The 14,006-nt window shown below is 64.6% G+C and carries 12 protein-coding genes and 1 pseudogene; 7 read left to right on the top strand and 6 right to left on the bottom strand.

Annotation, left to right across the window (positions count from 1 at the left end; all coding sequences use genetic code 11):
- Nucleotides 1-29: 29 nt before the first annotated feature.
- The 6 genes and pseudogenes from NIBR502772_RS21565 to NIBR502772_RS21540 form a co-directional block, all read right to left on the bottom strand.
- A complete protein-coding gene (locus NIBR502772_RS21565) occupies nt 30-851 on the bottom strand; it encodes an enoyl-CoA hydratase/isomerase family protein (protein WP_141141745.1) in 822 nt (273 codons plus the stop codon).
- Complete coding sequence (locus tag NIBR502772_RS23175) at nt 848-1,021, bottom strand: GMC oxidoreductase (protein WP_371706735.1); 174 nt, start codon at nt 1,019-1,021, stop codon at nt 848-850. Before NIBR502772_RS23175 ends, NIBR502772_RS21565 begins: the two co-directional genes overlap by 4 nt.
- Nucleotides 1,022-2,751: 1,730 nt before the next feature.
- Nucleotides 2,752-3,051 (bottom strand): annotated as a pseudogene (locus tag NIBR502772_RS23170) (gluconate 2-dehydrogenase subunit 3 family protein); the annotation flags it as partial.
- A 99-nt stretch (nt 3,052-3,150) separates the two neighbouring features.
- Nucleotides 3,151-4,785 (bottom strand): acyl CoA:acetate/3-ketoacid CoA transferase, encoded by a 1,635-nt coding sequence (locus tag NIBR502772_RS21550; RefSeq protein WP_141141743.1) that lies wholly within the window; start codon nt 4,783-4,785, stop codon nt 3,151-3,153.
- A gap of 18 nt (nt 4,786-4,803) precedes the next feature.
- Nucleotides 4,804-5,814, bottom strand: a complete 1,011-nt coding sequence (locus NIBR502772_RS21545) for a Gfo/Idh/MocA family protein (protein ID WP_141141742.1) — start codon at nt 5,812-5,814, stop codon at nt 4,804-4,806.
- A 10-nt stretch (nt 5,815-5,824) separates the two neighbouring features.
- Nucleotides 5,825-6,844: a LacI family DNA-binding transcriptional regulator gene (locus NIBR502772_RS21540; RefSeq protein WP_141141741.1), complete on the bottom strand. Its 1,020-nt coding sequence runs from the start codon at nt 6,842-6,844 to the stop codon at nt 5,825-5,827.
- 270 nt (nt 6,845-7,114) lie between these two features.
- Here NIBR502772_RS21540 and NIBR502772_RS21535 point away from each other — a divergent pair, with 270 nt between their 5' ends.
- From NIBR502772_RS21535 to NIBR502772_RS21505, 7 genes are all read left to right on the top strand, one after another.
- Nucleotides 7,115-8,407, top strand: coding sequence for an ABC transporter substrate-binding protein (locus NIBR502772_RS21535; protein WP_141141740.1), 1,293 nt, complete (start codon nt 7,115-7,117; stop codon nt 8,405-8,407).
- Between the two features lie 78 nt (nt 8,408-8,485).
- On the top strand, nt 8,486-9,493 hold the full coding sequence (locus NIBR502772_RS21530; protein WP_141141739.1) for a carbohydrate ABC transporter permease: 1,008 nt from the start codon (nt 8,486-8,488) through the stop codon (nt 9,491-9,493).
- 2 nt (nt 9,494-9,495) lie between these two features.
- The gene (locus NIBR502772_RS21525) at nt 9,496-10,404 is read left to right on the top strand and encodes a carbohydrate ABC transporter permease (RefSeq protein WP_141141738.1); all 909 of its coding nucleotides are present in this window, start codon (nt 9,496-9,498) and stop codon (nt 10,402-10,404) included.
- Entirely contained in the window at nt 10,401-11,363 is a 963-nt protein-coding gene (locus tag NIBR502772_RS21520) for a sugar kinase (protein ID WP_141141737.1), read from the top strand. The genes NIBR502772_RS21525 and NIBR502772_RS21520 overlap by 4 nt, the downstream gene beginning before the upstream one ends.
- Nucleotides 11,364-11,415: 52 nt before the next feature.
- Nucleotides 11,416-12,048, top strand: a complete 633-nt coding sequence (locus NIBR502772_RS21515; protein WP_141141736.1) for a bifunctional 4-hydroxy-2-oxoglutarate aldolase/2-dehydro-3-deoxy-phosphogluconate aldolase — start codon at nt 11,416-11,418, stop codon at nt 12,046-12,048.
- Between the two features lie 86 nt (nt 12,049-12,134).
- Complete coding sequence (locus tag NIBR502772_RS21510) at nt 12,135-13,610, top strand: MFS transporter (protein WP_141141735.1); 1,476 nt, start codon at nt 12,135-12,137, stop codon at nt 13,608-13,610.
- Nucleotides 13,611-13,618: 8 nt separating this feature from the next.
- The gene (locus NIBR502772_RS21505) at nt 13,619-13,885 is read left to right on the top strand and encodes a hypothetical protein (protein ID WP_141141734.1); all 267 of its coding nucleotides are present in this window, start codon (nt 13,619-13,621) and stop codon (nt 13,883-13,885) included.
- Nucleotides 13,886-14,006 lie beyond the last annotated feature (121 nt).

The following is a 14,006-nucleotide window of genomic DNA, read 5'->3' as shown; positions in this document are numbered from 1 at the left end:
GAAAATGTTGTGTGGTCCGGCTGGCGATGTCAGTTGTCCGTGAAGTGCGCTGTGCGCTTTTCGCGGAAGGCGGCTACGCCCTCGGTGAGGTCGTCGGTCGCGGCGGCAAGGCCGCTGGCGAGGGCTTCGAGAATCCGGGAGGGTGCCCCGTCGGCCGCGGCGTCGATCAGCTGTTTGCTCAGTTGTACAGCCAGGGGTGCTCCGGCGAGAATGTCTGCGCTGAGGCGGGCGACGGTCGCGTCCAGATACTCCTTGGGCGCGGCGGCGGTGGCCAGCCCCCAGGTCACTGCCTCGTCTCCGGTGAGCTGACGCCGGGTCAGGATGAGCTCTTTGGCCCGGGCCCTGCCGACGAGCTCGGTGGCACGCTCGGTGCCACCCCATCCTGGAATCGTTCCGAGCCCCGTTTCGGGCAAGGCGACACGGGCCTCTGAGGCGATCACGCGGAAGTCGCAAGCCAGGGCGAGTTCCAGCCCGCCGCCGAACGCGAGCCCGTCGATGACGGCGATGCTGGGTTGGCGCAGCGCGGCGATGGCGTCGAAAGCGCGGTGCCCGGTGGCGATCCAGTCCCGCCACATCCCGGCCGCGCCGAGGCCAGCGAAGTGGTTGATGTCCGCCCCGACACAGAAGACTTTCTCACCGGCGGTGCGCACGATGACCAGGCGGGCGGACGAGGCGGTGACCTCCCGGGCGGCAGCGGCCAGGTCCTCGAGCAGGGACAGCGTCAACGCGTTCAGCTTCGATGCACGGTCGATGAGGATGGTGGCCGTGTGCCCGTCAGGTGAGTACTCAACGGTCACCCGTTCGGAGGCCTGTTCGGTTGCCGGTGTGACGGGGGTGGCTTCGATGCTCATGGCTTATCCTTTCGCTCGCCGCCGAGCTTGCCGGCGAGGTGTTCGGCGGCGCGCATGACGATCGCCCAGATGGTCAGGGTCGGGTTGATGCCGGGGCAACTGGGGAAAGCGGCGCCGGAATACATGTACAGGTTGGGGGTGTCGTGGACAGCGAGGTGTTCATCCAGCACAGTGCCCGCGGGGTCATGGCCGAAGCGTGCCCCGCCGAGGTCGTGGCTGGAGCCGACCCCGGTGAAGTAGGGCCCCTGCCAGGTCTTGGTGGCCCCATGTCCTTGAGCAGTCCGGTGGCGCGGTCAGCCATCCAGGAGGCGAGGCGTCGCTCGTTCTCGCGGAGCCGGTAGGTCACGCGGACCAACGGCATGCCGAGCCCGGAGGAGTCGCGGTGCCGGGGGTCGATTTCCAGCCGGTGCGACGCATACGGCAGCGCATCCGGCTGGATGCGGATCACGCCCTGCTGGGACCAGAGCTTGAGGTGGTCACGGTAGCCGGCGCCCCAGCGGCGGACGTCCTCGGGCAGGGTTTCGCGGGCGATCTGCAGCGGCAGGGCCTGCTGTTCGGCGCCGAGGGTCGCGCCGCCGATGAAGCCGTGGTCCAGTGACCGGAATTCGGGGGAAAGGAAGTCGTCCAGAACAACGCCCTGCGCAGCGGGACCGGTGTGCCGGTTGAATTCGGTGCCCGGGAACATGGCGTCCACATGGCCGAACATCTTGGTCATGTAGTGCAGGCCCAGCTGGCCAGTGTTGTTACCGAGGCCGCCATCGTGCTTGGCGTCGGCGGACAGGTACATCAGGCGCAGGTTCTCGTACGTGTAGGCGGACAGGATGACTGAGCGGGCGTATTGGCGCCGTACCCGGCCGAGCGGGTCCACCCACTCAACGCCGCGTGCGGCGCCGGAGTCATCCATGATGATCCGGGTGACGCGTGAGTGCGTGCGCAGTTCAAAGTTCCCGGTTTCGATGGCGGCAGGCACGGGGCCAAGGCCCGGGTGCCAGCGGTCGCCGCGGAAGGAACCGAGTCCGTTGTTCCAGGCGCTGTATCCGGTGGCGGCCCGTCCGCCGTAGGACTCGGTGGTGAACCCGACGGGGACAGGGTGCGGGTGCAGACCGGCGGCCTTGGTGGTCTCGGTGAACTTTTTGCCCAGGATGAACGGACGCGTTGCCGGCAGCGGGAGCGGCTTGCTGCGCTTGATGAAGGGGTTTGATTCGTCGCCGGCGATGCCGATCAGGTGTTCGAGCTTCGTGTAAAACGGCTCGAGCTCATCGTAGGTCACGGGCCAGTCGGCCAGGGTGCAGTCCTCCGGCAGTGCGTTGGGTCCGTAGAGGCCGTCGTAATGGCTCTTGGGGGCGAACTGCCAGGGGTGGAAGCGCCGCAGCCAGGAACCGTAGTGTCCGGCGGAACCGCCGACGCCGTTGACCATGCGGCCCAGGGAGAACGTGGCCTCGCGGCTTTCTTCCTCGTCCGCGGTTTCGCGCCAGCGCGGGGTCTCCTGCTGGAATTTCGGGCCAAGCCCGCCACGGGTGTAGTAGGCGTGTTCGAGTTCATCCGGAAGGAATTCATCCAGCGGCCGGAACGGCCCGGCTTCGAGGCCAACGACGCTTAGACCTGCCTCGGCGAAGACCTGGGCGCTGAGTCCACCCATGGCGCCGACGCCGACGAGCAGGACGTCCACTTCATCGGTCATCTGGGGGTTGACGGCGTTCTCGTAGCCGAGCTGCTTGAGCCGGTGGCCCTCGGTGTCGCGTGGGATTTCCTGCATCGCGTCGGCGAGGGTCTTGATGACCCTGCCCTTGGTCACGTGTTCGGTGCTGAGGTTTTCCTCAGCCGAGTTTTCGAGCCAAACACCGGGGTGTTTGAGGAACTTCCAGCCGACGCCGTCTTTGTTGCCGCCGTGGGCCGGGTCCGCGAAGAGACCCTCCTGCAGGTGGGAGATGACCAGTCCGAACAGGTTCCGTTGGTCCTCCGCCGGGACCTGGCTGGTCAGTTCACCGTGTTCGAGCAGCACCAGCATGTCGGTGCGTTCATCCAGGGTGAGGGCGGCGAAGTTCCTGCCGTGCTTGTCCTCGGCATAGCGATCCAGTGCACCGAACAGCCACTGGTACCGGGGCAGGTCTTTGCGGCCGTACCCTTCCAATGTCAGATCCAGGTATTCGGTGACCCCCGCGTCGCGGACGTCGGGGCTTTCACCGTCGGAGGGAAACATCGCCTCGAACAGGGCGTCGGCGAGTTCGGTTTCGTAGGGCGTCAGGATGCGGAGGTTTCTCATGGCAGGGAGTTCCTTTCGGGGCGTTTCGGCCGAGCGTCAGTGCGCGGCCAGGGCGGAGGATCGCTGTTCGATCCGCTCGTGCAGCGGCAGCGTCGGAAGGTGGAGGCCGATCGGGGCGTCGGCGAACAGGGTGGGGTCCATGGTGCGCAGGTCCGCTGCAACGATCAGCGGGAATTCACAGCGGTCCAGTACGTCCTTTTGAAGGTCGACGCCCGGTGCTATTTCGGTGACGACCAGACCTTCAGGGGTCAATTCCAGGACGGCGCGTTCGGTGATGTACTTGACTTTCTGGCCGCGGGCCAACGCCCGGGGCCCGGAGAATGTGACGGCTGAAACGTCGTTGACGAGCTTGGTGAAGGGCCCGTCAGAGCGGATGTCCAGGCCGTCTTCGCCGGCGGAGATATCGCGGCGGCCGGCGGTGAAAGCGCCCATGAAGATGATCTCCGGCGCCGAGGAGGTGATGTCGGCGAACCCGCCGACGCCCGCAGTGACGTGGCGCTTCTTGGGCAGGTGGTGGACGTTGACGTTTCCGTGCCGGTCGATTTCCAGGAACGAAAGCAGGGAGCGGTTGAAGCCCCCGCCCTGCAGCAGGGTGAACTGGTCAATGCTGGCCACGATCGCGTCGGGGTTCTGTGCGCAGCCGAAGGCGAAGTCCAGCAGCGGGATGCCGCCGACAGCTCCTTGTTCGATGACCCAGCTGACTTCCCGGCCCTGGTTTTCTTCGACCAGGACGTGGGGGACAAGGGCGGAGACGCCGAATCCTAGGTTGACGATTTCGCCGGCTTTAAGTTCCTGGGCGGCCCTCCGTGCGGTGATCTTCTCCAGTGAGAAATCGACGTGGGGGAGCGAGCTCAGTGGGCGGCGGAGTTGCCCTGAGATGGCGGGGTCGTTTGGCGTGAGGGTGGTCTGCAGCTGGTCCGCGGCGATCACGATGGCATCGACGAGGATGCCGGGCACCTTCACGTGCTGGGGGTGGAGGCTGCCGGCCTCAGCCAGGCGCTTGACCTGGGCGATGACCACTCCGCCGTTGTTGTGCGCGGCGTAGGCCAGGTCGAGGGCTCCGAGCGGGGATCCCTCGTCCTCGAACGTCAGGTTGCCGTATTCATCGGCGGTGGTGGCGCGGACGATGGCGACGTTGGGGATGACGGAGGGGAAGAACAGCCATTCTTTCCCGGACAGTGTGGCGGTCTCGACGTGCGCGACGGGGGTGGTGTTGTTCATACGGCCGCCCTGGAGCCGGGGGTCGATGAAGGTGTCCAGGCCGACCTGGGTAAAGACGCCGGGCTGTTTCGCGGCAGCGGTGCGGTGCATCTGGTAGATGACGCCGGACGGGAAGTTGTAGGCTTCCACTTCCTCGCGTTCGATCATCTGCCAGATCAGGGGCGGCTCGGCGCTGGAGGGACCTGAGGGGTATGAGCCGGCGATGACTTTGCGCAGCAGCCCGGGCCGGGCAATGTGGTCGATGCCTTTGACCCCGTACATGTCGCCGGCGGCGATCGGGTGGACCGAGGTCAGGTTCTGCGGGTGCGAGGTTTCCGCGAATCGCTGACCGATTCCGGCGAGGACACTGTCCGGGCACCCCATGGCGCTGGAGGAGCTGACGGTGATGACGTCGTCGTCGTTGATGAGCTCGGCTGCCTCGCGGGCTGTGAGGATCTGTACCTTCTGCATGATGTTTCTTTCTGGCTGTTAGTTGAGGTGGACGGTGCGTCCGGAGAGAGCGGATTCCCGCGCCGCGAGGGCGACTTTGAGGGCCATCAGGCCGTCCCTGCCGGTTGCGGTGGGAACACCGGTCCCGTTCACGGCGGCGGTGAACGCCTGAACAGCGATGACGTAGAGATCCTGGGAGCAGTCGACGTCGACACTCTGCCGGCCGGCTCCGGTGGTCAGCAGGATCTGGCCCCCGGTGTCCTGGGTCATGGCATCGAGCACTTCGATGGTCCCGGCCGTGCCGTGGACTTCAAGCGATGTCCCGGCGAATCCGACGGTGAACGAATCGTGGGTCTGTGCCAGAACCGGAGGCCGGCCGCTCCGTTCGTAGCGGATGACCGTCATGGCGGCATCGTCCTGGCCGCCTGTGTTCCAGTCGGCCTGGTTCACCGCGACTGCACTGACAGCCACGGGTGTACCCAGCAGCGGGTTCAGCACGGAGGCGTCGTGGCAGGTGATGTCCAGGATCACCCCGGAACCGGGTGTTCCACCACCGATCCGCCAGCCGCGCAGGCGCTCCGGCAGGAGTACGGCGTGTGCAATTTTGGCTGAAAGCACGGTTCCGATGGCCCCGGCGTCGACGAGTTCCCGGACCTTGGCGTGGAGGGGACTGCCGGGAAGGTGGTGGTTGGCAGCAAGGACCAGACCCAACTCTTCAGCAAGGTTCACCATGGCCTGGGCCTGGTCTGTGGTGAGGGCCAGCGGCTTCTCGCACAGAACGTGCTTGCCTGCCCGCAGGGCACTGCAGGCCTGATCGAAGTGCTTGTCGTTGGTCGAGGAGATGTAGACCGCGTCGATGTGCCAGGCAAGGATCTCGTCAAGATCCGTGGTGGCGCCGGGCAGCCCGTTGCCGGCGGCAAATTCCCGGGCGCGTTCGGCTGATCCGCTGAAGACCCCGACAGTCTCGCCTCCAGTGCTGCGGATGGCACCGATCACTCGGGTGGCAGCGATGTCACTGGCGCCGATGAGGCCCCACTTCAGTGCTGGCATTTGGTCACTCCTATGTTCTGGGTCGCCACTGGGCGGTGGAGGCGCGGACTTTCAGCGCCGGGTCGATGAGGGAACGCTGGGGTTCCAGCGACGGGTCGCGGATGCGGTTCAGCAGCAGCTCCGCGGCTGTCCGCCCGATGAGTTCCGGGTACGTTGACACCGAAGTCAGCGGCGGTAGCAGCAGTTCCGCCATTGCAATGTCATCGAAGCTCGCGACCGAGACGTCCCGGCCCGGTTCGAGGTTCCTGCGTCGCAGTTCGGCGTAAATGCCGAGGGCGACGGCGTCGCTGTAGGCGATGATGGCGTCCGGCCACACACCCTGATCCAGCACCCGGGCAATTCCTTCAGCCCCGCCCGCGGCGTTGTTGGTCGTTGCCGCGGACAGCAGGGGATCAAAAGTCACACCGCTCCCGGCGAAGCCAGCCTCCAGGCCCTTGATTCGCTCGGTCCTGGCCGAGGAATGATCAGGTCCGCCGATCAGAACAGCAGAGGCAGCGCCCAGCGAAGCGACATGCTGGGCGAGCTGTGTCCCGGCAGCAATATTGTCGGGTCCCACATAGTCGAGCTCTTCGGAAAAATAGCGGGCCAGCTGCAGGACCGGCACGGAGGAACGGTCCACGATTCCACAGATAGGGTTCAGCTCCGATCCTGTTGCGGGAAGCAGGAAGATGCCGTCCACCTGCTGCTGGACCATGGTCTCCAGATGCAGGGACTGCCGTTCCACATCGTCCCGGCTGTAGCCCACGAACAGGGTGTATCCCGCGTCGTGGGCGGCTTCCTCGATGGCCATGGTCAGCCCCGCAAAATACGGGTTGCGGATGTCGGTGACGAGGAGGCCAAGGGTCATGGATTCACTGCGGCGCATATTCGCTGCGTGCCGGTTGTACACGTAACCGAGTTCAGCCATGGCCAGCCGGACACGGTCGGAAGTGGCCTCCGGAATGCGTGAGCTGCCGCGCAGTACCAACGACGCAGTAGATCGAGACACTCCGGCGACGCGGCTGACGTCATTCAGCGTAATTTTTTTCACTTTGGTTCCACCTCCTTCGTAGACGTTTCAATATTTCTATCATGTTTCGCTGAAGGTTGCTAGACCGATCTACTAGATCTACTTGATGCAAAAATCGCTGAACTTGGCCATATGGCAGCACCATGGACGATGCGTTCGCGGGGAGTGCGGGCAGAATTCCCTGATTCACGTTAAGACTATTGCATCGATCTACTTAACTATGTAACCTGAACCACAACGCAGGCTCTAGCCGGGCCATTCCGGCGTCTGACAACCCAAAGGAGAGTAGTCATGCGTGCATCAAGCAAGCTCAAGACCTCACTGGCCGTAACGGCCGCCGCAAGCCTCATCGCAGTAACTGGCTGTTCGGCCAATCAGCCCTCAGGAAGTTCCGACGGTGGGGGAACCGACAAGCTGGAAATCACTTCGTGGTGGACCTCCGGCTCTGAAGCCGACGCGCTGAATGTGCTCATCGACGGCGTGAAGAAGGGGTCACCGGGACTGGCGGTGGACAATGCAGCCGTATCCGGCGGCGGCGGCTCCAATGCCCGGCAGGCCCTGGCTGCCCGGCTCCAGGCCGGAAGCCCGCCGGATTCGTGGCAGGTGCACCCGGCGGGGCAGCTCAAGAGCTACGTGGTGGGCGGTCAGGCGGCTGACCTGACGGACCTTTGGACCGAGGGCGACTGGGCCTCCCAATTGCCCAAGGACGTGGCCGAAGCACAGCAGGTAGACGGCAAGTACTACACCGTTCCCATCGGTGTGCACCGCGGCAATGTCCTGTGGACCAACCCTTCAGTGCTCACCAAGGCCAACGTCACCATCGATCCCACCGGTGACCTGGACGCGCTGATCGCGTCACTGCAGCAGGTCCAGGACAGCGGAACCACCGCTGTGTGCCTCGGTGACAAGGACATCTTCGCTTCGTCCCAGCTGCTGGAATCCATCATCATGTCCAGGGCCGGAGCGGACAACTGGAAGAAGCTCTTCACCAATGAGTACTCCTTCGACGCCCCCGAGGTGAAGCAGGCCCTGGAGGATTACAAGACCATCCTCGCCCTGGCCAACAAGGACCATTCCGCGATCACATGGGACGAAGCCTCAAAGAACATGGCTGAGGGTGACTGCGCAGTCAACCTCATGGGCGACTGGGCCTACGGCGAACTCCTCAACGCCGGCAAGAAGCCCGGAACGGACTTTGGCTGGGTGGCCTTCCCCGGGAAAGAAGACATTTTCGACTACGTCGGCGACGGCTTCTCCATCCCCGCCAAGAACATCCCGCACGCCGAAGCCGCCAAAGCCTGGCTGAAGACCCTGATGGATCCGAAAATCCAGACGGACTTCGCGGCGAAGAAGGGATCCATCCCGGCCCTGAGCACCGCTGATATCTCCGGACTGTCCCAGTACCAGCAAGAGGCCGCGGCGAGCTTCAAGTCAGCAGCGGTGGTTTCATCCCTTGCCCACGCACAGGCGTCCGGCGCTGAATTCGCCCAGACCTACGCTGACGCCGTATCCACCTTCAACGGCAGCGGAAACATCGCCGCCTTCACCGCCAGCATGACGCAGGCGCAGAAATCCCAGCTGTAACAGCCGGCTAGCCAACCCAAGTCGCCACGGGTGTGGCTGCAGTCCGATGCAGCCACACCCCGGACAGGATCAGTTCTCATGACAACCTCAACAGCACTGCCACCCGCCCCGGCGGGTCCCCGCCCCAGGGCCAGGAAAACAGTCCCCCACAACGTCAAGACCTCCCGCCGCGCCGCGTGGATCTTTGCCCCCAGCCTGCTGGTCAGCTTCCTCTTCGTGTACGTCTTCATCGGCATCACCGTCTACATCTCCCTCTCCAACTGGAAGATCGGCACCAGCCCTGACCTGAGCCTCCGCCAACCGCTCGGCGGCACGTACGGCGAAATCGTCCAGGAACAGCGGTTCCAGGCTGACATCCGGAACGTCGTGATCTTCACGATCATCTTCCTGGTCCTGTCCATACTCGGCGGCCTCGTCGCGGCGCTCTTCATCCACCACGTGACCGTCGGCAAGAGCCTGTTCCGGACCGTGTTCCTGCTGCCGTACGCGCTGTCCTTCATCGTTACGGGTGTGGCCTGGCGCTGGATCTTCGCACCCTCCACCGGCGTCAACGAAATTCTGCGGAGCATCGGGATCGAAAACCCGCCCGGCTGGACCACCGACACCACCATCCTCGGCGCCCTGAACGATCCCACGGGCACGGATTTCCTGAAAGTCCAGTTCGGCATCCCCGTCGCGCTGTTGCCCATCATCTTCGCCGCCGCCTGGCAGCTGGTGGGCTTCGCCATGGCGATGTACCTCGCCGGTCTCGCGTCAATCCCGGAAGAACACCTTGAGGCTGCAAGCGTCGACGGCGCCAGCACCTGGCAGCGGCTGCGCCACATTGTCCTCCCGCAGCTATGGCCCTCCACCATCACCTGTTTTGTGCTCCTGCTGCACGTAGCCCTGAAGATCTTCGACCTCGTCGTCGCGATGTCAGGCTCCGGCCCCGGGTTCGTCACGGACGTCCCCGGTATCTACATCTACAACTACCTCACCAGCCGTTACGACAAGGCTTCCGCAATGGCGATCATCCTGCTCCTGCTGACCCTCGTGGTAATCGTCCCGTATCTCATCCGCGGATACCGGAAAGAGCGAAAGGCATAGAAATGGCCGTCGAAACACTTGAACCGACCCCGTCACGTCCCATCGAGTCCGCACACCGACGGCTGGTCCCCACGGGCAAAAAGCCCCGGTCCTGGAGGATGCCCAAGACCCCAGGAGAGTGGGTTGTCCTGGTTGTCTGCGCCGTCGCAACCTTTGGCATGCTCGTACCCGTTTACGTCATCCTCACGACGGCACTGTCCGGGAGCACCGGAGCGCCCAGCTTCTTCCTCGCCTTCCCCGACGCGCCCAGCCTGGACGCCTTCAAGGGTGCCTGGACAAAGCTCCATGGCTCACTGGCAAACTCACTCCAGATCACGGTCCCTGCGGCTCTGGTCTCCTGCCTCCTGGGCTCGATCAACGGCTTCGTTCTATCCAAGTTCCCGTTCCGGGGGTCCAACGCCCTGTTCACGGTTCTCCTCGTCGGGATGTTCATCCCGTTCCAGGCAGTCATCATTCCCGTCTTCCAGTTCCTGAACATGCTCCACCTCCAAGGCAGCATCATCGGCCTCATCGTGGTTCACGTCATTTACGGCATCCCCATCACGACTCTCATCTTCCGCAACTACTACGAGGGCATTCCCAGCGCCATCATCGAGGCCGCAGCCATTGACGGGGCCGGGATCTGGAAGACCTACTTCCGCGTCATGCTCCCGCTGTCCGTTCCCGGCTTTGTGGTCGCCGGAATCTTCCAGTGCACCAACATCTGGAATGACTTCCTGTTCGGGTTTATCCTGGCCTCCCCGGCGGCCTGGCCGGCCACCGTCACACTGAACAACCTCATCGGCACCACCACCGTTGACTACTCCGAACTGATGGCCGGCGCCGTTCTAGTCGCCGCCCCCACGGTCCTTCTCTACCTCGTCCTGGGCCGCTACTTCGTCAGCGGACTCACCGCCGGAGCTGTCAAATGACGGCACTGGACATCCTGTGCGTCGGAGAGACCATGGCAGTCATCACGCCGGCGAAAGCCGAGCCCCTTCTCCGGGCCGAAGCATGCCTGCTCGGCTTCGGAGGAGCCGAATCCAACGTCGCTGCCCATCTGGCCGAGTTTGGCTACAGGACCGGATGGGCAAGCAGGCTCGGCCAGGACCCCTTCGGTGACCGCATCATCGAGGGCCTTGAGGCACGTGGTGTCGACGTCAGCTTGGTCACCCGTGACAGCGCCGCCCCCACGGGCGTGTATTTCAAGGACCCCGACCTCGGCCACGGCGCCAAGGCCCTCTATTACAGGGCGGGATCGGCGGCCTCCCGGATGGCGCCCGATGACTCCCGGAGCTGGCCGCTGGAGCAGACAGGCTGGATCCACACCAGCGGTATCAACGCCGCGCTCTCGGCCTCGTGCTCGGACCTGACCCGGCACCTCCTCACCATCGCACCAGACGCGGGCTACAAAGTCTCCTTCGACGTCAACTACCGCCCGGCCTTGTGGAACGTTGAGGTCGCGGCGCCGCGCCTGCTGGAACTGGCCAACATGGCCACTGTGGTCCTCGTCGGCCTCGACGAAGCTGAAACATTGTGGGGCTGCAATACTGCCGACGACGTCGCCGCGCTCCTGCACGGCCCACGCCACCTCGTCATCAAGGACTCGGCCACGGAAGCAGTGGAATTCGTCCGCGAGGACAACAACCTTGAGCACGTGTTCCGCGTCCCTGCCCACCGCGTCGACGTCGTCGAACCCGTGGGAGCCGGAGACGCATTTGCCGCCGGCTACCTCGCCGGGCTGCTCCGGGGAGACGGCCCGGAAGACCGGCTGGCACTCGGACACTCTTTCGCTGCCTGGACCTTGGGGACACGCGCGGACTTCCGGCCGGGCCACGGCACCGTTCCCCGCAGCTTTGGATCCAACGGCAACCGCATCAGCGTCAGCTGACCACCGGACGCCACCGAAGACCGCCCGCACCACAACTCCGAAAGAGAACACCTTGGCACACACCCTCCCTCAGAACTGGTTCCACGACGATTTCTTCCGGGTTCCGGTCATTGCCGTCCTCCGCGGTCTTGCTCCGGCAGAGGCCGTCAGGTCAGCAACCCGGGCCTGGGACGCGGGCGTTGAACACGTCGAAGTGACAATCGAGACCCCCGATGCGATACCTTCACTCGCCGCTGTCGCCAGCGCAGCGACTGAGCGTGGCGTCGCCGTCGGCGCCGGAACCATCGTCAGCGTGGAACAGCTCGACGCTGCCGCAGCAGCCAACGCATCCTTCACAGTCTCCCCGGGCCTGGACGACAGCATTGTCCACGAAAGTATCCGCCGCGGCCTTCCTCATCTGCCCGGTGTGGCGACCGCCAGCGAAATCCTCCGGGCCAGGGCCTTCGGGATGTCCTGGGTCAAGGCGTTCCCGGCGTCCGTCCTGGGGCCGGACTGGGTCAAAGCCATGAAGGGACCGTTCCCGGACGTACAGTTCATCGCCACCGGCGGAATGCGGGCAGCCACGGCCCTCACGTACCTCGATGCCGGCGTCAGCGTCGTCGGACTCAGCTCAGACTTTTCAACCGACGACGGCGCCGCGGCAGTCAGGGAGCTCGTGGCATTACTGACCTCGGCCCGATATTAACCACCTCCGCACAGGCCCTGGCTATCGGCAGGACACCGCAAACGCTATAACCGGCAAGATCCTGCCACTCAAGATAGGTAATCAACATGTCAATTAACGATCGCGTTAAGGCCGCGCCGGCCGCCACCACGAACACGGTGACCCGCGCAGATCTGCTCCGCGCAGCGTGGGCCAGTTCTTTGGGCAGCGCATTGGAGTACTACGACTTCGCCCTCTACAGCCTGGCTTCTGCGCTGATTTTCGGCCCGCTCTTCTTCCCCGGGACCAACCCCTCCACAGGGCTGATCCTCAGCTTCGGTACCTATTTCCTCGGGTTCGCCGTGCGCCCGCTGGGCGGGATCATCTTCGGACGGCTCGGCGACCGGCTCGGACGCAAGTTTGTGCTGCTCGCCACGGTCACCCTGATGGGCGGGGCAAGCACGCTCATCGGCTTCCTGCCGACCTACAACGGTTCGGCAGGCGACTGGTACGGCGGGGGAGTGGGCATTCTCGCGCCCATCCTGCTCATTACCCTGCGGCTTCTCCAGGGCCTCGGTGCCGGCGCAGAAATGGCCGGCGCGTCGATCCTGATGACCGAATACGCTCCCCGGAAGGAGCGCGGCTTCTACGCCTCGCTGCCGTTCCTGGGAGTGCAGGTCGGCACGGTTACGGCAGCCCTCGTGTACTTCGTCCTGCTCAATGCCAACCAGGCCGTCAAGATCACCGACACGTGGCTGTGGCGCATCCCCTTCCTGGCAAGCGTCGTCATCCTGTTTGTTGCCATCTTCATCCGGCTCAAGCTCAAGGAATCCCCGACATTCTCCAAGCTCGAAGCGCATCAGATGATCGTGGACAGGCCGCTGGCCACGCTGATCAAGACCTCACGCAAGACGCTCCTTCGTGGGATCGGACTGCGGCTTGCCGAGAACGGATCCTCATCGATTTACCAGGCCTTGGCCATCGGCTACGTCACCAGCGCGGCAGTGGGAGTGACCGGCCCGATCGGCGCCCTGTCCCTGGTGTTCGCCGCCAGCCTGGGCGCCATCGTCGTCCCGATCGCCGGCAAGCTCTCCGACCGCTTCGGGCGGGTCAAGACCTACCGCGGCTTCGCCATCTTCCAACTCGTCGCCGCCTTCCCCGTCTGGTACGTCCTCAGCCTGGGAGACACCGTCCTGACCATCGTGGTCCTTTCGCTCGGCCTCGGAATTGGCACGTGGGGAATGTTCGGTGCCCAGAGCGCATTCATGTCCGAACTGTTCGGCGCACGCCAGCGGTACCTGGGCGTCTCGGTCGCCCGCGAGATCTCCGCGGTCATCTCCGGCGGCGTTGCACCCCTGATCGGCGCATGGATCATCTCCCTGGTCGTGGCTGCGAACGGCGGAACAGGCGTCGCCGAAGCCGGCCTCGGCGCTTGGCTGCCGATCGCCGGGTACCTCGCCCTGCTGACCGCCATCACCATCGTGGCGACCTTCTTCACGCCGGAGACGATCGGCCGCGACCTTGATGACCCGAGAGATGCCATCGACGACCCCGCAACCGTGGAAACACACCGGACCGCCGCGTACAGCGGCACCCAGGCCTAGGTGCTGGCATGATCGGCTTCAACCCTGACCACGGCACCTTCACTAGCCCCACCACCGCACATCTCGGACAGGCCCGTCGGATCCGGGAAGGGGAGTGGGTGGCCGTGGATAACTACGGCCGCCCGGTAGCGACCATATGGTCGCCCTACCTTGAGCGCCCGGACACGTTCCGGTGCGATCCACTGCCCCACACGCAGTATGTCGACGCCGGAGAGGCCAACGATTTCACCGTTGTCCTGGATTACGCACTGAATAACTTCGGCCCGGCCCGTTGACCCTCCCGGGCGACATTCCGTGAAACCCAGCCCGACGAGGAACATCAGGGCGACGACGCGGGAAGTGCCACGAGCAACCTTGGGCGCGCGGGCACCAACCACCGAGCGGACGACGGCGGGA

This window comes from Pseudarthrobacter sp. NIBRBAC000502772, assembly GCF_006517235.1.
Lineage (GTDB): Bacteria > Actinomycetota > Actinomycetes > Actinomycetales > Micrococcaceae > Arthrobacter.
The sequence above is the reverse complement of the archived record's forward strand: the minus strand, read 5'-3'. Positions and strand labels throughout refer to the sequence as shown.

Excerpts from the sequence above, each read along its gene's own strand:
- NIBR502772_RS21565 (WP_141141745.1), bottom strand. The coding sequence starts at position 851 with ATGAGCATCGAAGCCACCCCCGTCACACCGGCAACCGAACAGGCCTCC.
- NIBR502772_RS21550 (WP_141141743.1), bottom strand. The coding sequence starts at position 4,785 with ATGCAGAAGGTACAGATCCTCACAGCCCGCGAGGCAGCCGAGCTCATC.
- NIBR502772_RS21545 (WP_141141742.1), bottom strand. The coding sequence starts at position 5,814 with ATGCCAGCACTGAAGTGGGGCCTCATCGGCGCCAGTGACATCGCTGCC.
- NIBR502772_RS21535 (WP_141141740.1), top strand. The coding sequence starts at position 7,115 with ATGCGTGCATCAAGCAAGCTCAAGACCTCACTGGCCGTAACGGCCGCC.
- NIBR502772_RS21530 (WP_141141739.1), top strand. The coding sequence starts at position 8,486 with ATGACAACCTCAACAGCACTGCCACCCGCCCCGGCGGGTCCCCGCCCC.
- NIBR502772_RS21525 (WP_141141738.1), top strand. The coding sequence starts at position 9,496 with ATGGCCGTCGAAACACTTGAACCGACCCCGTCACGTCCCATCGAGTCC.
- NIBR502772_RS21520 (WP_141141737.1), top strand. The coding sequence starts at position 10,401 with ATGACGGCACTGGACATCCTGTGCGTCGGAGAGACCATGGCAGTCATC.
- NIBR502772_RS21510 (WP_141141735.1), top strand. The coding sequence starts at position 12,135 with ATGTCAATTAACGATCGCGTTAAGGCCGCGCCGGCCGCCACCACGAAC.
- NIBR502772_RS21505 (WP_141141734.1), top strand. The coding sequence starts at position 13,619 with ATGATCGGCTTCAACCCTGACCACGGCACCTTCACTAGCCCCACCACC.